General features: G+C 40.5%; 16 protein-coding genes and 1 tRNA gene. 7 read left to right on the top strand and 10 right to left on the bottom strand.

What is annotated here, in order from left to right; genetic code table 11:
* Positions 1-110: 110 nt before the first annotated feature.
* From ACESMA_RS06945 to ACESMA_RS06930, 4 genes are all read right to left on the bottom strand, one after another.
* Positions 111-3,410: a SusC/RagA family TonB-linked outer membrane protein gene (locus tag ACESMA_RS06945; RefSeq protein WP_372948056.1), complete on the bottom strand. Its 3,300-nt coding sequence runs from the start codon at positions 3,408-3,410 to the stop codon at positions 111-113.
* Between the two features lie 184 nt (positions 3,411-3,594).
* Positions 3,595-4,431 (bottom strand): UDP-2,3-diacylglucosamine diphosphatase, encoded by an 837-nt coding sequence (locus ACESMA_RS06940; protein ID WP_372948055.1) that lies wholly within the window; start codon positions 4,429-4,431, stop codon positions 3,595-3,597.
* 82 nt (positions 4,432-4,513) lie between these two features.
* Positions 4,514-5,608, bottom strand: a complete 1,095-nt coding sequence (locus ACESMA_RS06935; RefSeq protein WP_372948054.1) for a phytase — start codon at positions 5,606-5,608, stop codon at positions 4,514-4,516.
* A gap of 121 nt (positions 5,609-5,729) precedes the next feature.
* Positions 5,730-8,012, bottom strand: a complete 2,283-nt coding sequence (locus tag ACESMA_RS06930) for an inorganic phosphate transporter (protein ID WP_372948053.1) — start codon at positions 8,010-8,012, stop codon at positions 5,730-5,732.
* Positions 8,013-8,344: 332 nt separating this feature from the next.
* Between ACESMA_RS06930 and ACESMA_RS06925 the strand changes: the two genes are divergently transcribed.
* The gene (locus tag ACESMA_RS06925) at positions 8,345-9,385 is read left to right on the top strand and encodes a sensor histidine kinase (protein WP_372948052.1); all 1,041 of its coding nucleotides are present in this window, start codon (positions 8,345-8,347) and stop codon (positions 9,383-9,385) included.
* Positions 9,386-9,468: 83 nt separating this feature from the next.
* Positions 9,469-10,170: a response regulator transcription factor gene (locus tag ACESMA_RS06920; protein WP_372948051.1), complete on the top strand. Its 702-nt coding sequence runs from the start codon at positions 9,469-9,471 to the stop codon at positions 10,168-10,170.
* 1 nt (position 10,171) lies between these two features.
* Here ACESMA_RS06920 and ACESMA_RS06915 read toward each other — a convergent pair whose 3' ends face one another.
* The 5 genes from ACESMA_RS06915 to ACESMA_RS06895 form a co-directional block, all read right to left on the bottom strand.
* Positions 10,172-10,777 carry a hypothetical protein gene (locus ACESMA_RS06915; protein ID WP_372948050.1) on the bottom strand — a complete coding sequence of 202 codons (606 nt, stop codon included), beginning with the start codon at positions 10,775-10,777 and terminating at the stop codon, positions 10,172-10,174.
* A 1-nt stretch (position 10,778) separates the two neighbouring features.
* Positions 10,779-12,236, bottom strand: a complete 1,458-nt coding sequence (gene rpoN, locus ACESMA_RS06910) for an RNA polymerase factor sigma-54 (RefSeq protein ID WP_372948049.1) — start codon at positions 12,234-12,236, stop codon at positions 10,779-10,781.
* A 60-nt stretch (positions 12,237-12,296) separates the two neighbouring features.
* On the bottom strand, positions 12,297-13,733 hold the full coding sequence (gene asnS / locus ACESMA_RS06905; protein ID WP_372948048.1) for an asparagine--tRNA ligase: 1,437 nt from the start codon (positions 13,731-13,733) through the stop codon (positions 12,297-12,299).
* Between the two features lie 224 nt (positions 13,734-13,957).
* On the bottom strand, positions 13,958-15,313 hold the full coding sequence (locus ACESMA_RS06900; RefSeq protein ID WP_372948047.1) for a Gfo/Idh/MocA family oxidoreductase: 1,356 nt from the start codon (positions 15,311-15,313) through the stop codon (positions 13,958-13,960).
* A 35-nt stretch (positions 15,314-15,348) separates the two neighbouring features.
* Positions 15,349-16,887 (bottom strand): SUMF1/EgtB/PvdO family nonheme iron enzyme, encoded by a 1,539-nt coding sequence (locus tag ACESMA_RS06895; protein WP_372948046.1) that lies wholly within the window; start codon positions 16,885-16,887, stop codon positions 15,349-15,351.
* Between the two features lie 357 nt (positions 16,888-17,244).
* Between ACESMA_RS06895 and ACESMA_RS06890 the strand changes: the two genes are divergently transcribed.
* Positions 17,245-17,320: transfer RNA gene (locus ACESMA_RS06890), tRNA-Met, on the top strand.
* A 153-nt stretch (positions 17,321-17,473) separates the two neighbouring features.
* A complete protein-coding gene (locus ACESMA_RS06885; protein WP_372948045.1) occupies positions 17,474-17,962 on the top strand; it encodes a rhodanese-like domain-containing protein in 489 nt (162 codons plus the stop codon).
* Between the two features lie 152 nt (positions 17,963-18,114).
* Here the strand turns inward: ACESMA_RS06885 and ACESMA_RS06880 are convergent, their stop codons facing one another.
* Positions 18,115-18,693, bottom strand: coding sequence for a hypothetical protein (locus ACESMA_RS06880; protein ID WP_372948044.1), 579 nt, complete (start codon positions 18,691-18,693; stop codon positions 18,115-18,117).
* A gap of 249 nt (positions 18,694-18,942) precedes the next feature.
* Here ACESMA_RS06880 and ACESMA_RS06875 point away from each other — a divergent pair, with 249 nt between their 5' ends.
* Genes ACESMA_RS06875 through ACESMA_RS06865 form a run of 3 tightly spaced genes read left to right on the top strand, consistent with a single transcriptional unit; the run spans position 18,943 to position 24,517 of the window.
* The gene (locus ACESMA_RS06875; protein WP_372948043.1) at positions 18,943-20,187 is read left to right on the top strand and encodes a TolC family protein; all 1,245 of its coding nucleotides are present in this window, start codon (positions 18,943-18,945) and stop codon (positions 20,185-20,187) included.
* Between the two features lie 27 nt (positions 20,188-20,214).
* Entirely contained in the window at positions 20,215-21,408 is a 1,194-nt protein-coding gene (locus tag ACESMA_RS06870; protein WP_372948042.1) for an efflux RND transporter periplasmic adaptor subunit, read from the top strand.
* Between the two features lie 22 nt (positions 21,409-21,430).
* Positions 21,431-24,517, top strand: coding sequence for an efflux RND transporter permease subunit (locus ACESMA_RS06865; protein ID WP_372948041.1), 3,087 nt, complete (start codon positions 21,431-21,433; stop codon positions 24,515-24,517).
* Positions 24,518-24,557 lie beyond the last annotated feature (40 nt).

Raw genomic sequence — 24,557 nt, 5'->3', positions numbered from 1 at the left:
TGCATAACTGTTAATTTTTAGTTGTTTATATATTAACAAGCAGGAGCAATTTTTGATCAAATTATTGTAAATCTGCGTAATACCGGATCGCCACCCTTATTTATTAATTATTAAAATGTGGCTGAAATCCCAAATGATACAGTTTTTAATATGGGATAATTTAGTGCGTTTCCAGCCCTTCGACCACTTCCGGAAGTTAATTCAGGATCAGATCCACCAATATTTTCTATGTCAAAATCTGTTGTTGTTTTGTAAAGTGGCGACCATGACCAAATATTTTCACCAGAAACGTAAAGCTTAACGTTGGAAAGAAACGAAACGCTTTGCATAACCTTTTGTGGTAAATTATAACCTAATTGAATATTTTTTAATCTGATGTATGCAACATTCATTATATAGCGTGACTGCACAACACCTAACACCCTTCCATCTCCCAACACAGAATATCCTCTGTATCTTGGTAGAAATGCATCAGGATTATTTTCTGACCAAACATTATCCAAATGCCACTTTGGCAGCTTATTATAGGGTCTGTTATATTGACCCCAGAAAAAACTTGCTTCCCGGTCCGGAAACCAATCTTGTTTGCCTACTCCCTGTATAAATGCAGAGAAAAAGAAATTGTTCCAGTTTGCACCTGTGTTAAAACCATAGGTGAAACGTGGGCTGGAATTACCAACAATGGCTAAGTCTCCGGGATCGCTAATTCTGTTTTGACCTCTGTTAATCTTACCATCATCATTCAAATCTGTAAATTTGATATCCCCTGGCAACCATATATTATTGGAAGAAGTTTGGAGATAGGATTGATCTGCATGTGCCTCAATTTCAGCTTCACTTTGGAATAGACCTTCTGTAACAAAACCCCAGATTTCACCTAACTCCATACCTTCGTAATAGTTAGATAATAATTTTTCCGGGTTATTAAACCTTGTAACTACAGATTTATTGTCGGCCAAAATAAAACGTACATCGTAGTTGAACGGTTTATTGGCCAGTTCAACCTGGTCTCGCCAGCTAACAGATAATTCCCAGCCATTTGTTTTCATATCTGCATAATTCCCTTTTGGAACACTAGCACCAAAAACAGCGGGCACTGGAAGACCACTTGTGTACATATCGGTAGTTAACCGTTGATAAATATCGGCAGTTACATTCAATTGGTTCGAAATAAAACCTAAATCGATTCCTAAATTTTTTGTTGTTGCTGTTTCCCAGGTCAGGCCCTCGGGGATAACATTTGGTTGAGAAGTAACAGCAGGTCGTTTTCCGTTAATTACCCGGCCTAACTGAGAAATATTGAATAATTCTATGTAAGAATAAGGAGAAACATTACCATTCCCCAGTGAACCATAAGAGGCCCTTAATTTAAGGTTTGAAATAACATTTTCATCAACGTTCCAAAATGACTCGTTTGAAATACGATAACCCATTGAAATGGAAGGGAAAAATGCTGTCTGTTGATCTTCCGGGAATTTCGAAGATGCATCGAGTCTCCCGTTTAGTTCTATAAGATACTTGTCTTTAAAACTATAATTAACCCTGTAAAACTGACCGGCAACCCGCCATTTATTATAACTGCCATTAGTAGAAATATTTTCACCAATGGTTAATGAAATATTTTCAGCGTCTTCAAACAATATTCCGTTTCTGGAGCCTGTAAAAGATTCATAGGTACTTTCTTCATAGTTAAAACCTGTCATTGCTTTAAAATAATGAACCTCATTAAAAGTATTTTCATACTCTCCGTAAATGTTCGATGCCAGATAATTTGTTTCGGCACTAATTCTTCTGATATCATTTGTTGTGGTTCCAACATAATTAACTACCCCTTCTTGCCTGCTGAACGGTACCTGAACCCTTCTTCGGAAACTTGACTGGTTATTTGCAGAGAAGGTGAAATCACCCCGGATTTTTATCTTATTATCAAAAAGAGTTGCATTTAAACCTGTCGTATTTTTAATGAGGGTTCTTTCGGTATCCTCCCCGTTTTTGCCGTACCACATATCACCAACAGTATATGATGCAGCATGAGTCAATGTCCCGTCAGGGTTAAACATGGGAGAAGTGGGATGTCCTTCATCTGCAATATTTCTCCAGATACCACCACCTTCACCAACATTCAGTGGTTGATGATATTTTTGTTGAGAATACTCTGTATTATTATCTATAGTGAACCAGTCGGTGATTTTTATTTCACCTTTTGCCCTGAAATTATAAACAGAATAATCATCCGAATTGTAGCGAAAGAGTCCTTTCTGGTCGTTGTATCTTCCTGAAATATAATAGCTTATTCTGTCATTGCTTCCTGATACTGATATATTTTGATCAATAGAAGTTAAATTGTCTTTATATAATAACCCATACCAGTCGGTGCTGCCATAATAAACATAATTTCCCTCGCTGTCTATTTCATAATCAGGAAGATCAGGATTTTCGGAGCGTCTTTTCAATTCCTCAAGATAAGCTGAAGAAAATCTCTGCGTTTTATTAATAGAAGAAGGAATCCGCGAGTAATCGAACCAGGCATTATATGCTTCACTAAACCATTTGGCAAATGTGTAACCATCAGTTACAAAATCAGGAACTGTTGTAGGTGATTTAATTCCGAAATTCATGGTATAATTTACAGAAATCTTATCTTTTGCAGGCATTTTAGTGGTAATAAGTATAACACCAAAAGTTCCTCTGGCACCATAAATCGCAGCCGATGCAGCATCTTTTAAAACCGAAATGCTTTCAATGTCATTAGGGTTAAGAAGGCTCGGGTCTCCTTCAACTCCATCAATTAATATTAAGGCAGAGCCTCCCTGTCCAATAGAAGTTGCGCCGCGTACATTAAATTCTGCAGAACGTATTGGTTTACCATCGGCTAAGGTAATGTTGAGGTTTGGAACTACCCCCTGCAGCGCCTGCGTAATATTATTAACAGGTCTGTTTTCAAGAACTTCTGAACTAACTTGTTCAACAGCTCCAGTTAAATTGACTTTTTTCTGCGTTCCATATCCTACAACAACCACTTCATCCACACCAATGGTTTCTTCTTCCATTACCACTGAAATTGTTGTCCTTCCTGCAATGGCCACTTCCTGAGTTCTCATCCCGATAAACGAAAACTGAAGAGCTTCAGCATCTTCAGGAACAGATAATGTGAAGTCTCCATTTGTATCTGAAACAGTTCCCCGGGTAGTGCCTTTTACCACAATAGAAACTCCCGGAAGTCCAACTCCGTTTTCGTCTGTAACTTTTCCGGTAATGTTCCTTGAAGGTTGTTGAATTTGCGTTTCAGATTTTTGTGGATAATGCAAATCGTTTCCGTTGGCCAATTGCCAGGCAAAAAGCTGCAAAAGCATGATGTACAACAGCTTTTTTGAAACAACAATAAATTGTTTACGTAATTTTTCTTTCATAATTTTATACTACTTAGTTTTTAAAAAATTTATTTTTTAGCCTGCATTTGGGTCGAAGCTTATGCAGGTTTTTTATTAAAATTGTTGTCAATCTACCATAGGCATTTTGATTTTGAATTCGAAAGCAAAAAAAGGAAGCATGTATTAACCCAATCTTAAATCCCCATTAATGTTTTATTGCAATTCAAATAAGATTTAAACAAGCGAATTCTTTTGAAATGATTTGAAACAAATGGTTCTCTTCAGGTATTTCCAGTTCATCGGGCTGAAGTTCCTCAGCCTGTTCGTGATGATAGTACAGCCGCCAATTCCCGTCGTTAAATTCTGCCGCAGTGAAGTGCTCTACCCAGTCGCCGCAATTGAGGTAACGAACCGTTTTATCATTTACTGTTAATACTTTTTCTTTTGGTACGTGGGTGTGACCACAAATAACGGTTTGATAATCCTGTGTAATAGCCGCATTTAGTATTTTCGATTCGTTGGAGGACAGGTTTAGCTTGTCGCGAATTAACCGGTATTTGATGCTTTTATACAAAATGATTTCATTTTTTCCCGCGTACACAAGCAAATGGTTTATCAGCTTGTTTGAAACAGAAAGGAATCCTTTTAATGCTGCGCCAAATTTGGCCAGCCGCTTTTTTCGATGAATGGTGCTATCGAAAATATCGCCATGAAAAATCCAGGTTTTCATTCCATCCAGTTCCAATACAAGTTGGTTAACAATTTTCAGATTTCCAATTGTAGTTGGGGCAAACTTCCTTAAAAATTCATCATGGTTGCCGGTAATGTAATATACCTGCACTCCCTTTTCCATCATTTTTATAATCTGCCGAACCACTTTTAATTGATTTTTAGGAAAGTAATTCCGGCTGAAACGCCACGAATCGATGATGTCGCCATTTAGTACCAGAATGTTGGGTAAGATGGATTTCAGGTACTTCAGTACTTTTTTGGGTTTGCTGGCATGGGTGGCCAGATGCAAATCGGAAATAACCGCCACTTCCAGGTCCCGTACTTCCATAATTGTAAAAAATTGGTTTTACAAATTACAGCATTAAATATGAATGATTGGTTGCAAAAAAGTTACGCTTTGAATAAACAGACTATTTGAAAAACACCTCAACATTTTCCCAGTCAACCAACTTAAAATTCTGGCTTTTCTTTTTCTTTTTGTCGTAGTTGTAACCATCCTGAACCACCAGCAATCCTTTAGGAAAATCGGGTAGCGGTGTGCTGGTAATTTCAATTCCGTCGGTTTCTTCCACTCCGTCAACTTCCCCGTTCACAATGCGAAAACTGCCGAGGTATTTATTGTCGCCCTGCCGTTCGAAAACTGCAAACGAATAATTCCCCTGCGATGAGGCTATCAAAAACCCTTCGCCGTTCCCGCTGTCGTATATCGCAAGGCCTTCAATGTCGTAGTTGATGTTTGGGTTTTCTTCCGAACTGTTTTCAATAAAAGCACCTTTCGTGGAACCGTTGGGTTCGGCATCGAATTTCCAAATACCGGCCACTTCATGACCCAGGTAAAGTATTCCGGTTTCATCGTCGGCCACCATTCCTTCGGTTTGTGTTTCTACTGAAAAAGAGCGAACCAGTTTTGCGTCAATTTTATTATCCGCCTGAAATAATTCCCATTGTTCCACTTCACCTGCTTTGCTGTTCAAAAAAACAAAAAATTTGCCGGTAGTTCTGCTCTTATACATGCATAGTCCGTAAACATCATCTTCCATTTGGGAAGTAATGATGCGTGAGTGAATAGAATCGAGCATCCCGTTTTCCCGGATTCTGTATAGGGAAAGGGAGTGAATGGTGCGGTTACTGGCTGCCAGCACATCAATCGAATCTCCGTTTAATTTGATGTTGTAACGCAAATCGCAGTTATTCATGTTGCCTGTCCGAAAATAGTGCAGTTCTTCACCATTCAGGTTATACGAAACCAATCCACCTTTTTTATCGGTTCCAAAAATGATTGATCCTTCTGGGTTTTCAGGATGTATCCAAATGGCCGGATCGTCGGCTGCATCTTCGTTTTTCTCTTGATGTACCGGAACTGTTTCAATTTTGGCGCTTACTGTATTTGTGATATGTTTCCCGACATCTTTCGAACCTTCGCTTGGCCGTTTGCACGAAAAAAATGCAAATGTAAAAAGTGTCAGATACAATAAAGTCCTGAGCTTTTTTTCGGAAAAATTCATTTCATTCGAATAAATTGTTCATTTTCAAAGGTATTCCCGATACTTTTCGGGATAACTCCCATATTCTGATAGCGACAGGAATTAATCCTCCTCATGGAAGATATTTATTACCAGGTTCGTTTCATAATTGCATTAGCTTACTTGACTTCTGAGTAATTGAAATAAAGTCGCGATGAGATTTTATCAGATTAATGGCATGTAACAGCATATTTTTGGTTTCAGAAATGGTATTGAAGAACAGCACCGAATTCCTGGTATTGATTTCCCGTGCTTTAATGCGTTTAATCTGTGCAATTTCCATTTTTTCCAGCTTAACCAAAATTTCGTCACGCTGCTTAATCAAGTCTGTTATTTGATTGAATTTGTTGTCTTTAACCAGTTCAACAGCAAAATTGAAAAACTTGTTAATTTCCAGTTTCAATTTGGTAAATTCATCAATTTGCGACTGAATAAAAGGTTTGTGGTTATTGTTAACATGTTGAAAAAGCGGTTCAACCAAAAAATTCAGGGAATGGGCCAGTTCGCGCTGGTAATCAACCACCTGCACATAGAAATGGCCGGAATCCACATCCTCCTCAATTTTTGAAATCGTATTTAAAACTTTATTCTTTTGCTTTTTCGATTTCTTGTTCAGATTGTCTTTCAGGACTAAAGATTCTTTTAATTGTGTGCGTTCTTCATTCAGAAAACTGTCAATACTTTCCGAATAAATTTGATTGGCCAAAGTAATTGATTTCACTACCTGTTTCCTGCATTTTTCCATTACTTTTTCCGTTTCGTCTTTTTCGGTTATGGTATCGTCTTCATCCACCACCTCCAATGCATTTCTTTTTTTGAAAATCATGTGGGTGCGAATTACCATTAAAATAGCAACGGCTACAAAAACGAAAATCATAAACATACCGCCTATGGATATAATCCAGGCTACAATAGCAGCTACCGAAAATGCAATAATCGCCGTTAAAAACCAGCCGCCTATAACTGCAAAAACTCCCGAAATACGGTAAACAGCACTGTCGCGTCCCCAGGCCCTGTCTGAGAGTGAGGTTCCCATTGCTACCATAAATGTTACGTAAGTGGTTGAAAGCGGGAGTTTTAAAGAAGTTCCAATCGATATTAAAATACTTGCTACTACCAGGTTTACTGTTGCTCTGATTTTGTCGAATGCAGGTGCGTCTGGATTTGCTGAATCTCCGGTATTAACGGGTATAAATCTGGAATTTACTTTTTTTATTAAAGAATCAGGAAAAATCTTTTCAATGTAATTATGCAGCCAGGAAGAATTTCTGACGATTACTCTTGCAATCATGCTTGAATTAAAACGCTCTGTACCTTCGGCCTGCCTCGATAAATCAACTGAAGTATTTACAACCGATTGTGCTTTTTTCGAAAAAATAAGTGTAATAATCATTACAAGCCCGGCAATTAGCAGCATAAAAGTAGGTGTACTCACTTTGCCAGCCAGCATTTCCATTGTAAAGGCGTCAGGCGCTACACCGCCTGAACTTACCCATGCTTTAAAAGAACTAAAACCAGCCAGTGGAACCCCTATAAAGTTTACCAGGTCGTTACCGGCAAATGCCATGGCCAGCGCAAACGTGCCAATTAATACAGTTAGTTTAAGTATTTTAATGTTGAAAAGCCATTTTAAAAGCTGAATAACAATAACCCAGGAAATGAAGCTGTAAAGAAGCAAAATTCCGGTGTGGGTTGTTACCCATTCGCTCAGTTTTTCTCCGTTTGGAACCCTGATTTCAGCAAATGCAGAACCATCAATACCTTTAATCAGAATAAAATATGTAATGGATGTGATGGCAAAACCGCCAAACAGGGAACCAAAATATTTCATGTTTTTACGGTAATTGAAAGAAAAAATCAGGCGGGCAATATATTGTACCAGAGCCCCGATTGTGAATGCAATCAGTACCGAAAGCAAAATTCCTGTAATAATGGCCAGTGCCTTTTCTGAATTAATATATTCCGACAATTGACCAAGTGAGCCACCTAACTGTTTGATTTTTACAACCGAAACTGCCACAGCCGACCCGAGCAATTCAAAAACGATGGAAACAGTGGTTGATGTTGGCATCCCGAATGTGTTAAACATGTCGAGCAGAATGACATCGGTAATCATAACTGCCAGAAAAATGACCATAATTTCGGAGAAAACAAACATGTCGGGATGAAAAATTCCTTTTCGGGCAACCTCCATCATACCGCTTGAAAATGTAGCGCCAATTAGCACACCTAATCCGGCCATAAGGAAAATAAGCCATTTTGGTGCTGCTTTTGAACCAAATGCTGAATTCAAAAAGTTTACTGCATCGTTACTAACTCCTACAACTAAATCTGAAATAGCCAGTGCGAAGAGGATAACAACAATGATAAGGTAAATATTTTCCATTATCTAGATTTTTCGGATGGCAAATTTATATTCGATTACCTGATTCCTGCCAACTAAAATATTAAAAAAATATTAAGGAACAATCAAATTTTTATTAACGCTGATGCAAAAATAACCGGCTAATTGAAAAATGCAACATCTTGCGGTCTAATTATTAATGAATTACTACAGAATCGAAATTATTTGGGTATAATAACTAATTTTGAGAGGCTCTAAAAAACATTAAATATGAAACAAGCATGTAATCCGCCAGTTGGCGGAACGCCCAAGAGGATGATTAAAATACATGCGAGTTCCATACTATACCTTTGAAAATTAACAATTTTAATAGTATGAAAACGTATTCATCGCGGCAGCTTACCATTTATATATCCCTGCTTCTTACTTCGCTTGCAACCTTGTTGCTGGTATTTACATGGTGGTTATCGCCCGGTTTTTTGGTACTGCTGGGTTTTGTTCTGCTTTTTTTTCTTGCCTCTTTTTTTTATGTGATGTTTGTAATAAACAAGTACATTTCTGATAAAATAAGGCCAGTATATAAAACAATAAAAGACTTGCCATTAAGTGTTAAGAAACTCGAAGAAAAGTCGTCCGATTCTACCAACCTGCTTTCCAATGTTAAATTTGAAGTGGAAGAATGGGCAAAAGCCCAGATGAAAGAAATTGAAAGGCTGAAAGAACTGGAGCGGTACCGGAAAGAATTTGTGGGTAATGTTTCGCATGAGCTGAAAACGCCAATTTTTAATATTCAGGGGTACATTCTTACCTTACTTGAAGGCGGACTGGAAGATCCCAAAATAAACATGCTTTACCTTAAACGCACTGAAAAAAGCATCGACCGCATGATTTCCATAGTGGAAGACCTGGAGTCCATTACCAAACTCGAATCGGGTGAACTGAAGCTGAACATGGTAAAATTCGATATTGTAAAAACAGTGAAAGATGTTTTTGAAATGGAACACTGGCAGGCCCAGGAACGAAACATTTCACTGGAAATTATTAACCCGCCCTCGAAACCGGTTTATGTAAAAGCCGACCGCAACCGGATTTTGGAAGTACTTACCAACCTCATTGTTAATGCTATAAAATACGGTAAAAAGGAAGGTTTTGTACATGTTTCATTTCACGATTTGGAAGATAACATTATGGTTGAAGTTACCGATAACGGAATTGGTATTGAAAAGAAAAACCTGCCGCGAATTTTTGAACGGTTTTACCGGGTTGATAAATCACGGTCGCGCGAACAGGGCGGCACAGGGCTTGGGTTATCTATTGTTAAGCATATTATTGAAGCGCACAATCAGTCAATTAATGTGAGAAGTGTAGTTGAGCAAGGCACAACTTTCAATTTTACACTTGAAAAAGCCAAATAATAAGAATACCTTTGCAAGGCATCATATTGAAGTACAATCTGAAAAATAACTTATACCTTTGTCTATATTAACAAATAGTACCGATGAGCGAAAATAATTTAAAAATTCTGCTGGTTGATGATGAAATTGATATTCTGGAGTTTATCAGCTACAACCTCGAAAAAGAAGGATACACAGTATATACCGCAAAAAATGGAGTGGAAGCCATTAAACAGGCTGAAAAACATCAGCCCCATCTTATTATTCTCGATGTAATGATGCCGGAGATGGATGGAATAGCCGCTTGCGAAGAGATTCGGAAAATCCCTTCGTTAAATAACACCGTAATTGCATTCCTTACCGCCCGGGGTGAAGATTATTCACAAATTGCCGGATTTGAGGCTGGCGCTGATGATTATATTGCCAAACCAGTTCGGCCCAAAGTGTTAATCAGTCGTGTTAAAGCGCTGTTAAAACGAACTGGCGAATCAACCACTCAGGCAGCCCATCCTGAAGATTCAAGTACCGTTTCTATTGGCAACCTCGTAATTGATAAAGAACGTTACCTGATTCGTTTAGGAGATAATGAAATGGTTTTGCCCCGTAAAGAATTCGAATTGCTTTCGTTACTGGTTTCAAAACCCGGGAAAGTATTTACCCGCGAAGAAATTTATTCAACCGTTTGGGGCGAAAACGTTGTGGTTGGCGATCGTACTATTGATGTTCACATCAGGAAGTTGCGCGAAAAAATTGGCAACGATCACATTAAAACCCTGAAAGGCATCGGGTATAAATATGTGGAATAAATTATACGAAGTAAATAATAAGGTACAGCGTAACGAACCCAACGGCATAGCCTGCTTCAAGATGCCAGAGTTTGTTTTTTTCGAGCCTTAGCCGAGCAGTGGCCAACAGTCCTGATAAAACAACTACCAACACAATTGCCCAAACCGGATTTGTACCTGTTCGAAATGAAAGAGCAAGAAGAGCTCCGGTCAATCCGCCCATGGCGGCCATGTGGCTGCTTATTTTCCATTTAAGCGAAAGAACAAGCAAAACTACTATGACCAGCACCGAAGCAATGATGAAAATTTTAAATACCGGGTAAGCATTTACCTTGTTTAAAAGAAAATAACCCAGGGAATACGATACAGAGGAAATTAACAACGGCAAAGCACGCTGGCTGCCTGTTTCAAAAGACAATTCGAATTTTGGATTTATGGCAAAAATTGCCATCGCCAGTAAAGGTAAAATGCCAGTTGAAAAAAGAACTACCATTAACACAAACCGTTTGGCTTCCCAGGTAATAAACGAGAAGTAGAAATCAGAGTTAAAAAATAAGAGGAACCCCAGGGTGGGTATTAATACCGGATGGAAGATTAAAGAAATTATCTGTGCAAATTTTTTGGCCATGCTAAAGTTTCTTTCTCAAACGGGCTACCGGAATTCCCAGTTGTTCACGGTATTTTGCAACGGTACGGCGGGCAATGTTATACGACTTATCTTTTAAAATTTTAGTCAGTTTTTCGTCGGTCAGAGGTTTGTGTTTGTCTTCATTGTCAATGCAATCATGTAAAATTTTCTTGATTTCACGGGTTGATACCTCTTCGCCGTCTTCTTTTTGCATCCCTTCAGAAAAAAAGTACTTCAACGGGAAAATGCCAAAGTGCGTTTGAATGTATTTGCTGTTCGAAACCCGCGAAATGGTAGAAATGTCGAGGTTGGTTTTTTCTGCAATGTCTTTCAGAATCATTGGCCGTAATTTGGTCTCGTCGCCATCTTTGAAATATTCTTTCTGAAAGTTGATTATTTCAGACATGGTTATTAACAAGGTCTGGTTCCGCTGCCTTATGGCGTCAATAAACCATTTGGCTGAATCTACTTTTTGTTTTACGAAAACAACCGCATCTTTCTGGTTTTTATTTTTGGTTTTCGATTCTTTTACCAGGGCATGCAGCATTTCAAGGTAGGTATCGTTTATTTTTAAATCAGGAACGTTTTGCTGGTTTAACGAAAGATTCAGCTCCCCATCAATATTGTCCAGAATAAAATCGGGGATAATATGCTGGTTCGATTTATTCAGTGGGTTACTATACGAGCTGCCCGGTTTTGGATTTAATTTTAAAATTTGATCAATACCTTGTTTTAAATCCTCATCAGAAAGATCAAGCTTTTTCTTTATTTTTTCGTAATGCTTTCGGGTAAACTCTTCAAAAAAATCTTTGATTATGGAAGTTGCCAGTTCGTGGTTATTTCCCTTTTTTCTGTTGAGTTGTAAAAGCAAACACTCTTTTAAATCGCGGGCGCCAACTCCGGGTGGATCGAACTGTTGGATAATTTCCAGAATTTCTTTTAGCTTTTCTTCCGGCACTTCCATGTTCAGGTTAAAAGCCAAATCATCACTTATTGAAATTAAATCGCGCCTAAGGTAGCCGTCATCATCAATGTTCCCGATAATGTATTCGGCCAGTTGCCGATCATCTTCAGGGAGGTTAATCATACCTAACTGATCGTAAAGACTTTCGTGAAACGTTATTCCTACAGAAAAAGGAATATCAATGTATTTATCGTCTTTTGAATAGTTGTTTGTGTTGGTTTTGTAGGTTGGAATTTCATCGTCATCGTTCAGGTAATCATCAAACGAAAATTCGTCGTTGTCCACATCCGTTTCCAGTTCCTGTTCATTATTGTCTTGATCCTCAGAATTTTCGGGGTCGTCTGATTCCAGTTCCAGAACAGGATTCTCTTCCAGTTCTTTTTTAATGCGTTGTTCGAGCTGCATAGTAGGGATTTCCAAAAGCTTAATCACCTGTATTTGTTGTGGTGAAAGCTTTTGCAGCAGTTTTTGTTGTAATGTTAGTTTCTGCTCCATTTCCCAAATTTATACTTCGTAAATTTACTATTTTTTTCCATGGAGTTCAAAAACAGAGCATCAGAATTCTGCATTTTTAGGTGTTCTTGGGAATGCTATTACATCGCGAATATTTCCCATTCCTGTAACAAACTGAACAAACCGTTCAAATCCCAGCCCGAAACCGCTGTGAACTACGCTTCCAAAACGACGTGTATCGAGATACCACCACATTTCTTCTGCCGGAATATCCATCTCTTTCATTCGGGCTTCCAGTTTTTCCAGCACTTCTTCCCGCTGCGAACCGCCAATAATTTCACCTATTTGCGGGAAAAGCACATCCATGGCACGAACGGTTTTGTCATCGTCGTTCTGTTTCATATAAAATGCTTTGATATCGCGCGGATAATCGGTTAGAATCACCGGGCATTTAAAGTGTTTTTCCACCAGAAAGCGTTCGTGTTCACTTTGCAGGTCAACACCCCAGTCAACCGGGAACTGGAATTTATTTTTTTTGTACGGGTTTGAATTTTTCAGGATTTCGATGGCTTCGGTGTAAGTAATTCTTACAAATTCGCTGTTTAGCACAAACTGCAGTTTTTCCACCAAATCCATAGAACGCTGGTCCTGCGGTTTGTTTTTTTCTTCCTGTTTTAACCTGTCTGCCAAAAAGTTAAGGTCGTCAATGCAATGTTCCAGTGCATAGTTAATCAGATATTTAAGAAACTCTTCAGCCAAGTCCATGTTGTCTTTCAAATCGTAGAAGGCCATTTCCGGTTCAATCATCCAAAATTCGGCAAGGTGGCGGGTAGTGTTTGAATTTTCAGCACGGAAAGTTGGGCCGAATGTGTAAATTTCGCCCAATGCCAAAGCACCCAATTCGCCTTCCAACTGCCCGGAAACGGTAAGGTTGGTCGGCCTTCCGAAAAAGTCTTTGCTGTAATCGGGTTTACCGTCTTCCGTAAGTGGCGGATTTACCGCATCGAGTGTTGAAACGCGAAACATCTGTCCGGCGCCTTCGGCATCGCTGGCTGTTATAATGGGTGTGTGCAGATAATAAAATCCTTTTTCGTTAAAATATTTATGAATAGCAAAAGCCATGGCATGACGAATACGAAAAACAGCGCCAAAAGTGTTGGTTCGAAAACGCAAATGAGCATTTTCGCGCAAAAATTCCAGGGTATGTTTTTTGGGTTGAATAGGGTATTTTTCCGGATCGGCCTTCCCAAGCAGTTCAATTTTTTCTGCCATCAATTCCACATTTTGCCCGGTACCCTGAGATTCGGCCAGCGTTCCTTCCACTGCCAAAGCTGCTCCTGTATTTATTTCGCGAAGCAGTTGTTCGTCAAATTTGCCCGTATCGGCCACCACTTGCAAATTATGTATAGTTGAACCATCGTTGAGGGCAATAAAATTTACATTCTTACTCCCGCGTTTTGTTCTAACCCATCCTTTTGCCAGGGTTTTTGTGCCGGTTTTCCCGGTTTTCAAAATCTCTTTAATTTTCAATCTTGTCATAATTCAACTGCTTTTGCTTTGCTGTAAATTCAATTGTATTAAGGGATACAAATGTAGTTTTTTATAAGGATTTTCTGTTGTGCCGGTTTTAATTTTTCCTTTTTTGAAGAAATGGTAAAATGCAAAAAGCCATTCGCCAGCTGGCGAATGGCTTTTGCCAAGTTGATTGATTTATTTTCTGGTTACTGCTTCGGATAAATGTTCCGGAACATTCACCTCAGTATTTATCTTTCAAGTGTACCAGGAACCGGGACTTCAGCAGTTTCTATATACCCAATATCACCCATAATGTAAGTGGTTGGTCCCAGTTTCATGTCTGAGTTCATCATTTCGTCGTAGGTCACTTCTTTTCCGGTGTAGGCTGAAACACGGCCCATAATTGCAACCAGGTTCGATTCTGCTGTAGCTTCAGCTTCGTTAAACGGAATGTTCTGACGGATGCAGGTAACCAGGTTAATATGTTCCTGAACGTAAGGACTGGTTTCGGATCCCTGAGCCTCGAACAATTGGTTTCCGGCCGCATCAACAATCTGGTTTTTACCTCCCGATGTTGTTGCTATCGCTTTTGTTCCGTGGAAAATTTCGTAAACACCATTGGCACAACCGTTAATCTGGCGGCACATGCTGTGTATGTGGCGTCCGTCTTCATAAAAATAGTCAATACTGAAATTATCGTATTGGTCGCCGGTAACCCGTCTTTGGCGTGAACCGAAACCTACCGCTTTAACCGGATGGCTGCCAATAAACCAGTTGGCAACGTCGATGTTGTGAACATGTTGCTCTACAATGTGGTCGCCCGAAAGCCATGTCCAGTTTACCCAGTCGCGAATCATCCATTCCATTTCGCTCCAGCTTGGGTTATTGTCGCGGTGCCACAATTTACCACCATTCCAGTAAACATTGGCTGAAACAATATGGCCAATGGCGTTATTGTTAATTTCGTTCCAAAGATTTACATAGTTATGCTGATGACGGCGTTGTGTACCGGTTACCACTTTTAATCCCTGGGAATCGGCCATTTTTGATGCTGCAATAATCTGGCGAATTCCGGCAGAATCAACGGCAAGCGGTTTTTCCATAAATACGTGCTTACGCGCTTTAACCGCAGCTTCGAAATGATCAGGTCTGAATTTTGGCGGAGTTGCCAGAATAACGATGTCAACACCTGCATCAATAACTTTTTCGTATGCATCGAAGCCTACAAAACAATTTTCGTCGGGTACTTCCACGCCTTTTTCATTTTTTAGTTTTTCCTGGAGGCTGTCAACGCGATCCTGGAAAACGTCACCAATTGCAACTACTGAAAGGTTTGGGCCTGCATCCAGAAAGTTGATGGCGGCACCTGACCCGCGGCCACCACATCCAATGATACCAGCTTTTAACACTGGTCCGTCAGGAGCGGTTTCGAGCATTGGCGGAAGAGTATAATCTCTTTTTTTGAAATCGAATACCCCAGCAGTTCCTGAGGTTCCTCCACCTCCGCTGCACGATGCTAAAGTTCCTACTCCCATGGCACTGGCTGCACCAACAGTGGCTGCACCAGCTAAAAATTTACGTCTTGAAACATTATTACTACTCATAATTCGATGATTTTAGTTGAATTTAGGACTCTAAATTAATTATTTTTTCCGGTATTTTCGTCAAATTCACAAATTACCCTGAACCCAATGTAATTACAGTCTGAAAGCCACCAAATACTTTTAGGCATTTGCGGATCGGTGCGCAACCATTCCTCAGTGCGCGTGTAGTCGCGCCATGCGCTTCTTACATCACCAGCCGGGCTTCTGAATGAACCGCCTCTTACCACTCTTTCTTCACCTGCGGCAGGCCCTTTGGGATCAATCGCTCCATCAGAGAGTTGTTCGTATGCATCCTCAGCATACCAGTCGGAACAATATTCCATAACATTGCCCAACATATTTTTTAATCCATACGGATTGGCTTCTACCATATCGGGCTCCTGGGTTTTTCCCCAACTGTTTTCTTCATAAATTACATATTGATTGATCGAGTCGCTTCCTTTTCCGAAGAGATTACCCAAAAAGCCTTGTTTTCCAAAGTCTTTGGGCTGGCCTTCAAAGAAATAGGGAGTTTCGGTACCACCTCGGGCTGCATATTCCCATTCAGCCTCGGTGGGCAATCGGTAGGTTTTTCCGGTAACCTGCGAAAGCCATTTGCAATAGGTTTCAGCCGCATGATAAGACATGGTAATGGCTGGACGGTTACCCAATCCCCAGTTTTGGTCGGGTTGCCCATAGGGTGGGGTGGGGCCTGAGATGGCATCAACATCGTCTGCTTCGGTGCGCCCGCCTTCGGTATCGGTTGACCGGCCCTCGGCAGCAGTTGCATCATAAAAAGCCAGGTATTCTTTCCAGGTCACTTCAATTTCGGCCATAAAAAACGGGCTGATTTTTACTTCTTTTTGCGGACCCTCATCGGCATCGCGCAATTGTTCGTTTTCCGGACTTCCAATTTTATATAAACCTCCCGGAATGGCTTTCATATTAAATGATACCGTTGAGTTGGGTACGGTTTCAGTAAAATCAACATGTGCATTAACTATAGCAGGTTCCGTAAAAACTTTCAGGTTTTCGTCGGTTCCCATGCCAAAATCAACATTGGCCGCGTGTATTGCATTTGGATCGTAGTGTCCCACATTCAAATGGCAATTGATACAGCGCAGTTCTTCTTCATTTTGAGTATAATACAAGTGGGCATCCTGTCCTTCTTTGGTAAGTGTTAACGGAAATAAATTTTGATGGCAGTGCAGGCACGATTCTTTAAAAACGTGATGCTGTGCGTATTCTAGTGTCGATTTTAATTCCCAGTTGTAGTCTGCACTGTCTTTAAACACCAGCCCGTAAACATCGCGTGCTGCAGCAATCATTTTTTCTTTCAGATAACCCTGTCCTTTGGGCGGCAGATGGCAGTCCACGCATCTGGCTCTGAACCCGGACGGATTATCGTAATGGGTCGATAATTTCCATGAATCGAAAACATGCGGATGGACATGGCATATTTCGCACGATTCGTTGGTTGAAGTATATTCCAGGGCTTTATTGGTATAGATGGCAGCAAGCAAGCCAATTACAAAACCAATAAAGATTACCAGGAGCAGTTTCTTTTTCAGGTAAAAAACAATTTTCTTAAACATCCTAAAAGAATTTAGAAAAACCGGAAGATTTTTTCATTAAAAGCCCAAAAATAATAATTTATCAAAGGATTACAGAGCAATTTGTATTTTACAGGCTTATTTAGAAACAATCAACTTTTTTATCCTTACACGTAATTCATTCATTTTATATATATCAGACGATTTTTTTACTGCATACACCTATCCGAAACCGAGTTCTTTTTGTGTTGTAGAACATTTAAAAATAACGGTACTGTTTTAAAAAAAAGGAAGATAACCGGGAAAAAACAATATACTATCAGATTTTGCTGATTCAATTAAAGTATTTATATTTGCAGCCGCGTTCAGAGAAAATAGTGAAACTATTATAAAATATATTGCGGGGTGGAGCAGTTGGTAGCTCGTTGGGCTCATAACCCAAAGGTCGTAGGTTCAAGTCCTGCCCCCGCTACCAGCAAAAGGAGAGTTGAATTATCAGCTCTCCTTTTTTGTTTCATGCTATGAAATATTCTTTTTAATCATTTGTTCTGAAAACAACAAAATTGAACCATAACAACTTTTTTCTGTTCATTTTAGTTGAATAATTGATTAAATTAAAAAATTAAAAATGATACATAAAATAATTACCCCGAAGTTAACAATAGTTTTCCTGTTGTTATTTCTGTTTGTTTCTTACACGGTTGAAAGTCAGAACAAAAGCGATCTGGTAGTTTACGAAAACGTTGATCAAATGGTAGCTGCTGCCAAAAAAGTAATTACAGAAATTGCGCCAGATGATTTCAAAAATACTTACACCCGCAACGATATTTTCATTATCGATGTTCGGACATCTACTGAAAACCGGGCAGGCGCTGTTCCCGGAGCAGTTAATATTCCGCGTGGTATGCTGGAATTCAGAATAGGAATGGAAGAAACCTGGGAAGACTCCGGAAAAAACCCACCTAAAAAAACAGACTCCATTTTTGTGTATTGCAGCACAGGCGGTCGCGGCTCATTGTCGGCAAAAGCGCTGATGCAGCTCGGTTATACAAATGTTCAATCGTTGCAAGGGGGCTGGAATGCCTGGAATGAAGCATATCCTGACATTAAAGAATGATTTGTTGCTAGTCCGTCTATTCGGTCTTTTTTAACATTTGGGCAGGTCTGCCGATAAACACGCTTAGAAAAAAAACAGGAAAACATATTTAACCATGCTTTCCTGTTTTTTTATCAAATTTTTCAGGTGAATTTTGAAAGAATAAAAATGAATTATTTGTTGATTTCAATCTGCGTATTCATATCAATTTTCTGCACCAAATCTTTTTTGACCCCCAGCGATTTCATCATCATATTGTAATCACTTACATCCAGACTTTTTTGCACAATAAAATCGGCCGGAAATACCACAATACGAAATACCTGGTTGTCGGTTTCGGCGGGTAGCAACGTGTTAAAATCGAGGGTTCCTTCCAGAAAAACCTGTACATCGGCAAAGGTGTAATCGAAATTATATTGCAAAACACCCTCATCCAAAACCACCGTTTGTGGTAGCAGTCGCCAAACATCCAGCAGGTCACCCGAATTGTCTTCCACAACCTCCCATAAAATATAAACCAAAACTACGTCGGTGTCATAAACGGTAATGTTTGATGGAAACTGGAAATACAGTGTGTAATCGTTTTGAGAAGTAAAATCACCTTCAATTTCGAAAACCGAACCTAAAAAAGATTCACCGTCTTGTCCATTCTGTCCGTCGGTTCCATCTCTTCCTGGAGGGCCGGGTTCGCCTGTGCACGAGGTCAATACTGCCAGTGCAAATACTAAAATAATTCCTGTAATTGTTTTCATAGCTTATAATTTTTGAATTAAAACTGATTTATAAAGCAAAATAAACAACATTGGTGCCAAGCAGAAAAAATCAAATAACTTTTTTAAATATGCGCAGGTTTTTCCCAATGAATGTGTCGTACATTAAATTATGCTTTTGGTATGATTCTAACATATAATTTCTAATTTAGATGGCAAAAATCAGCGAAAAAATAATTACAATTTGTTATCCATCACTTTCAATTCATCAAAAGAATCAAAATATTGAAAATGAATAAAATATATTATTTAACACTATTTATATTTTTCGTATCTCTCACTTTAAAAGCACAGGATGAGCTAACTATAAAAGATGCAGTAAATTATGCACTGGACCAGAATACGAAATTGCAGCAAATGCGTGCTGTTTTAAAACAGAAACAAAATGCCTGGCGCACCGAAACCGGTATTTCAGCTCCCGAAATCAGCTATTTTAAAGAAGGAATCGGAAGCGGACCAGGCGATGTTTTCGACGAGAAGCGGGTAACCGTTTCACAGGAAATAGATTTCCCGTTAACCACAGCCTACCGCCTGAAAGGAATTTCGGAAGTGGTAAAAGCACTGGAACTGGAGGTAAAATCCATTGAAAGTGAGATTAAGGCAGAGGTAAAAAGTTATTACATTGAAGTGCTGTATGCAAACTACCTGCAACGGTCGAGGCAAAATCAGCTTAAACTTGCGCAAGAGCTGTACAATGCAGTTTTTACCAAATTTGAAACAGGCATGGCCAACGGAATTGATTTAACCAATGCCGAATTAAGGCTTGAAGAGGCGAAAAACGACCTTGACCAAAGTGAATGGATTTTACATAAAGCACGATACGGTCTGTTTTTCTCCATGGGCCTTCCCGAAGAGGAACAACTCTATAACATTACCTTTTCGGATACACTAATGGCCACCAACCTTGAAATTCCTCAAATTGAAGCGCTGTTAAAGCAAAAAGACCATCCGCGCTATCTGGCAACACAACATGAATTGCAGGCAACTTATTTTTTTCTGAAAGAAGCCAAAAGCAATTACCTCCCCGACCTGAACCTGAGCCTTTACAAGCAAAACCTGGGTATTGGCGATGGATATAATTTCAAAGGTTTTGAAGTAGGATTGCGCATTCCCATCTGGTTTCCGTTTGAACAAAAAGGAAAAATTAACCAGGCCACAGCGCGCCGGGAAGAAATCAACTGGAAACAAAAAGAAATATCTCTCGAAATAAAACAGCAAATAGAATACGCCTGGCACAACTGCGAGGTGAGCCGGTCAATTATTAACAGGTACAATTTAACCATGAAAGAGAAAGCAACTCATTTGCAGAATCTGAGTTTAAGGGCTTACCAACTGGGCGAGATTGACTTGCTTAACCTGCTTACGTCCCAGCAAACTTATTTAACCAGCGAACAAAGATATCTTGAATCTCTGCGCGATTATTACCTTCAACTGGTGGCCCTTGAAAAATACCTGGGCCAGGAATTGGTATATTAAATGTAAACGAATAAAAAACACAACAATATGAACCGCAACGTACAATTCTTGTTATCAGCGCTTATTTTACTGACAGCGTCTTGCTCTTCAAATAAAAACCAGAAAACCATCACCGTTCAGGAGCAGGTTGGTGTTCCCCCATCGCTTCAGGATTCAAAGGAAAATTTACTGGTAAAACTCACTACACAACAGCAAAACGAACTGCGCATTGAAACGGTTCCGGTTACCACAAATGTTGAAGATTATGTGGTATTTGCACCCGGAGTAGTTTTTCCTGCACCTAATCATGCCAGCATCATCAGCACACCCATTGACGGGCAAATACGGGAAATAAATAAAAACGAGGGCGACTGGGTAAGAAAAGGTGAGGCGTTGTTTCACCTTCAAAGTCTGGAATATGGAAACCTGGTTTCGGAATATCTTCAGGCGTTTGCCGAAGAACAGTTTCAAACCAACCGGCTGAAAAGAATAAAACAACTGGTGGAAGAAACCATTAGCTCGGTGAGCGAACTGGAACGCGCCAACGCAGAGTATGAGCGGGCTTCAGCTTCTGTTCGGGCAGCCTATGCCAAACTGAAAGCACTTGGTGTTTTCGATGATGAAATTAAAGCGCTAACCACTTCCGACAATTTTGACCCGGTACTTCACATTCATGCACCAATTAGCGGAATTGTGGAGAAAAGCTTTGTGGAACTGGGTCAGTCGGTAAATGCCCTGGAGAATCTTTCCCGAATTCTCGACACGCGGGTAGTACTGGTTCGCGGATATGTTTCGCCCGACGATGCAAGACTAATCAACACCGGAGATTCAATTTTTATCATGCGGCGCGATGAAACATTTGGCGTAAAAACCGGTGCAATCATTTCATCGGTTAATCCCGGTCTCGATGAAAACAGCCGCTCGGTGGTGGTAAATATTATGGTTTCAACTTCGGAGAACTGGCCCCGTCCGGGTGAAAATGTTCGGCTCGAAATCGTTTCTTCTTCCCAAAAAGAAATAATTGCAATCCCAACAGAAGCACTTGCCTACGATGGAAATCAGCCGGTGGTTTTTGTGCAGCAGAGTGAAAATGTATTTGAGAAAAGAACCATCCGGATTATTGAAATCGGGCCCCGGTTTATTTTTGTGGAAAGTGGTCTTGAAGAAGGAGAACAGGTGGCTATATCAAAGGTTTTCAGTTTGAAGGCGCTTTCGCGTTACGATATAATTGCAGAGGAATAAAAAACCAAAGAAATCCATTTTTATGCTTAAAAATATAATCACATTCAGTGTCCGGCAAAAATTTGTTGCCCTTTCTTTGGTGGTTTTGATGGCCGTTGGCGGGTATTTTTCACTCATCCGCCTGCCTATAAATTCATTACCCGATGTTACCCCGGTGCAGGTGCTGGTCATTACAAAAGCAGGCCGTTTTTCACCTTTCGATGTGGAAAAACTGGTGAGCTACCCTATTGAAACCGCCATGAACGGCTTGCCCGACGTAGCGCAGGTCCGTTCCATTTCGCAATTTGGGCTTTCAGCCGTAACAGTAGAATTTGATGAAGGTACCGACATTTATTTTGCCCGGCAAATGGTGAGCCAGCGGTTGCAGTCCATTGCCGAAGAGCTTCCCCCCGGAGTAAGCAGTCCTCAATTGGGGCCCATTTCAACTGCTCTTGGTGAAATTTACCAGTATGTTGTGCACGGCGAAAATTATTCCCTTACTGAATTACGTGAAATCCAGGACTGGTTGATTGCCCCGCAGTTAAAAGTAGTCAGAGGAGTTACCGAAATAAATTCATTTGGCGGTTTTGTCAAACAATACGATGTTATCGTTCAACCCGGTCGCCTCCGAATGTTTGGCATCGGCATTTCAGAAGTGATGGATGCCATTGCCAACAATAACAGCGTTTCGGGTGGAAATTTTATTGAACACAACGATGAACAATACATTATCAGAGGATTTGGACAAATCAATTCCCCGGAAGATATTGAAAACATCATTGTTAAAAATGTGGAGAACAAACCGGTTTTCATTCGTGATATTGCTGCTGTTGAAATTGGAACTCAAATCAGGCAGGGTGGCGTAACGCAGGATGGAAACGGAGAGGTGGTTACCGGCATTGTGATGATGCTTCGCGGAGGCAACGGACGGGAAGTTATTTCAGATATCGAAGATAAAATTGAAAACATAAACGCCAGTTTACCCGAAGGGGTGGAAATCAAAAAATTTTACGACCAGTCGGATTTAATAAGCCGCACTACAAAAACGATTTCTACCAACCTGGTTGAAGGAGGGTTGCTGGTTATTGTGATACTGTTACTCATGCTGGGTGAAATTTCGGGAGCATTGATTGTTGCAGCAGTCATTCCGCTTTCCATGCTTTTTGCATTTATTGGCATGCGCGAGTTTGGCCTGGCTGCGAACCTGATGAGCCTGGGCGCCATCGACTTTGGGATGGTAGTTGATGGATCGGTGGTGATGGTGGAAAACATTGTTCATCGTTTGCAGAAAGATAAAAATGCCGACAAAACAGAAGTGATAAAAAGTGCAGCCCTACAGGTAGTTCGTCCCATTTTCTTTGGGGTACTGATTATTCTGATGGTTTACGTTCCCATAATGACATTTAGCGGCATGGAGGGAATTCTGTTTCGTCCGATGGCTATCACCGTGGCTGCTGCTGTTTTTGGGTCGTTGCTGCTGGCACTGATTTTTGTTCCGGCCATGTCGGCCATTATTTTCCGAAAAGGAGTGAAAGTGCGTAAAAACCGGCTCATCAACTGGCTGAAACCGCGCTACATGAGTTCGCTCGAAAAATACCTCGACCAGCGCTGGATGGTGGTTTCCATTGCCGGAGTTATTTTTGCCGCTTCTCTTTTTCTGATGACACGACTGGGGACCGAGTTTCTGCCTGAACTGGATGAAGGTTCTATTTTGATTGAACAAGTGAGGATGCCTTCTGTTACCCTCAGCCAATCCATTGAAAATGCAGACTGGCTGGCGGGTCAGTTGAAAAAAAATATTCCTGAAATTGAAACCGTGGTTCCCAAAACCGGTCGGTCAGATTTGGCCAACGACTGGATGGGAGTGCATCAGACCGACGTGTGGGTGGTGATGAAACCCACAAAAGAGTGGCGCAAAGGAATTACAAAGGAAGACATTATCGCCATGATTGAACCTTATCTTCAAACCGAACCGGGATTGGCATATAACTTTACACAACCAATTGCCATGCGCGTAGATGAACTGACCAGTGGTGTAAAATCGGATTTGGCAGTAAAAATTTACGGCGAAGATTTGGACATGCTCGACCTGATTGGGGAAAACATTTCCAATTTGCTTCCAACCGTGCCTGGAACTGATAATTACTACGTGGAACAAACAGCCGGACAGCCTTATGTAACCATTGAGATTGACCGGGAAGCTGTTGCCACATTCGGGTTAAACGTGAATGAGGTGCAAACAGTGGTTGAAGCCGGAATTGGCGGTCAGGAGGTTAGTATTTTGTATGAAGGACAACGCAGTTTTGGCATTGTGGTGCGTTACCCTGAAAATGTACGCGACGAACTGTATAAAATTCAGGATATTCCGGTGCATTTACCCAGTGGCGATTTTGTTCCCCTTAAGCGGGTGGCAAACATTGAACTCCAGGAAGGTCCGCGCGAGATTCAGCGGGAAAACGGATGGCGCAGGTTAATTGTAGCTATCAACATAAAGGATATCGACCTAGGCACTTACGTTTCAACCCTGGAACAGGAAATTGCTCAAAAAGCTGCCATTCCACCTGGTTATTTTATTGAATACGGCGGCACTTTCGAAAATCAGCGCAGGGCAATGCGTCATCTGCTGCTCGTGGTTCCGCTTTCCATTTTTATTATAATCGGTCTGCTTTACCTCAACTTTGGCAAAATGAAATATGCCCTGCTTATTTTGCTCAATCTTCCATTTGCACTTTCTGGCGGGGTTTTCCTGCTTTGGGTACGTGGAATGTACCTGTCGGTTTCGGCAAGCATTGGTTTTGTAGCGTTGTTTGGTGTGGCGGTACTCAATGGTATAGTTCTGGTTGACCACATCAACGAACTGCGAAAAAATGGAGACACGCTCCTTCGAAAATCCATTATCGACGGTGCAGCCGACCGTTTACGTCCGGTATTAATGACTGCTCTGGTAGCGAGTCTCGGATTCATTCCCATGGCATTTAACACCGGCCCCGGCTCCGAGGTGCAACGCCCGCTGGCTACAGTGGTTATTGGCGGATTGATTACTTCTACTATGCTAACGCTTATGGTTTTACCTATTGTTTACAACTGGATTGAAGGAAAAAGAAAGAAGGTGAAAAGGAAATCGGAATAAAAAATTCAACTTTTTTATTCGTTCGCAAGCTTTTAAGCCA

It is taken from the genome of Mariniphaga sp. (assembly GCF_041687215.1).
In the GTDB taxonomy this organism is placed as follows: Bacteria; Bacteroidota; Bacteroidia; order Bacteroidales; family Prolixibacteraceae; genus Mariniphaga.
The sequence above is the reverse complement of the archived record's forward strand: the minus strand, read 5'-3'. Positions and strand labels throughout refer to the sequence as shown.

Bases quoted from the DNA above. Each gene is read 5' to 3' on its own strand.
- ACESMA_RS06915 (WP_372948050.1), bottom strand. From the start codon at position 10,777: ATGGCCAAAAAATTTGCACAGATAATTTCTTTAATCTTCCATCCGGTA.
- ACESMA_RS06895 (WP_372948046.1), bottom strand. From the start codon at position 16,887: ATGTTTAAGAAAATTGTTTTTTACCTGAAAAAGAAACTGCTCCTGGTA.
- ACESMA_RS06900 (WP_372948047.1), bottom strand. From the start codon at position 15,313: ATGAGTAGTAATAATGTTTCAAGACGTAAATTTTTAGCTGGTGCAGCC.
- ACESMA_RS06865 (WP_372948041.1), top strand. From the start codon at position 21,431: ATGCTTAAAAATATAATCACATTCAGTGTCCGGCAAAAATTTGTTGCC.
- ACESMA_RS06945 (WP_372948056.1), bottom strand. From the start codon at position 3,410: ATGAAAGAAAAATTACGTAAACAATTTATTGTTGTTTCAAAAAAGCTG.
- ACESMA_RS06930 (WP_372948053.1), bottom strand. From the start codon at position 8,012: ATGGAAAATATTTACCTTATCATTGTTGTTATCCTCTTCGCACTGGCT.
- ACESMA_RS06935 (WP_372948054.1), bottom strand. From the start codon at position 5,608: ATGAATTTTTCCGAAAAAAAGCTCAGGACTTTATTGTATCTGACACTT.
- ACESMA_RS06940 (WP_372948055.1), bottom strand. From the start codon at position 4,431: ATGGAAGTACGGGACCTGGAAGTGGCGGTTATTTCCGATTTGCATCTG.
- asnS (WP_372948048.1), bottom strand. From the start codon at position 13,733: ATGACAAGATTGAAAATTAAAGAGATTTTGAAAACCGGGAAAACCGGC.
- rpoN (WP_372948049.1), bottom strand. From the start codon at position 12,236: ATGGAGCAGAAACTAACATTACAACAAAAACTGCTGCAAAAGCTTTCA.
- ACESMA_RS06925 (WP_372948052.1), top strand. From the start codon at position 8,345: ATGAAAACGTATTCATCGCGGCAGCTTACCATTTATATATCCCTGCTT.
- ACESMA_RS06880 (WP_372948044.1), bottom strand. From the start codon at position 18,693: ATGAAAACAATTACAGGAATTATTTTAGTATTTGCACTGGCAGTATTG.
- ACESMA_RS06875 (WP_372948043.1), top strand. From the start codon at position 18,943: ATGAATAAAATATATTATTTAACACTATTTATATTTTTCGTATCTCTC.
- ACESMA_RS06870 (WP_372948042.1), top strand. From the start codon at position 20,215: ATGAACCGCAACGTACAATTCTTGTTATCAGCGCTTATTTTACTGACA.
- ACESMA_RS06920 (WP_372948051.1), top strand. From the start codon at position 9,469: ATGAGCGAAAATAATTTAAAAATTCTGCTGGTTGATGATGAAATTGAT.
- ACESMA_RS06885 (WP_372948045.1), top strand. From the start codon at position 17,474: ATGATACATAAAATAATTACCCCGAAGTTAACAATAGTTTTCCTGTTG.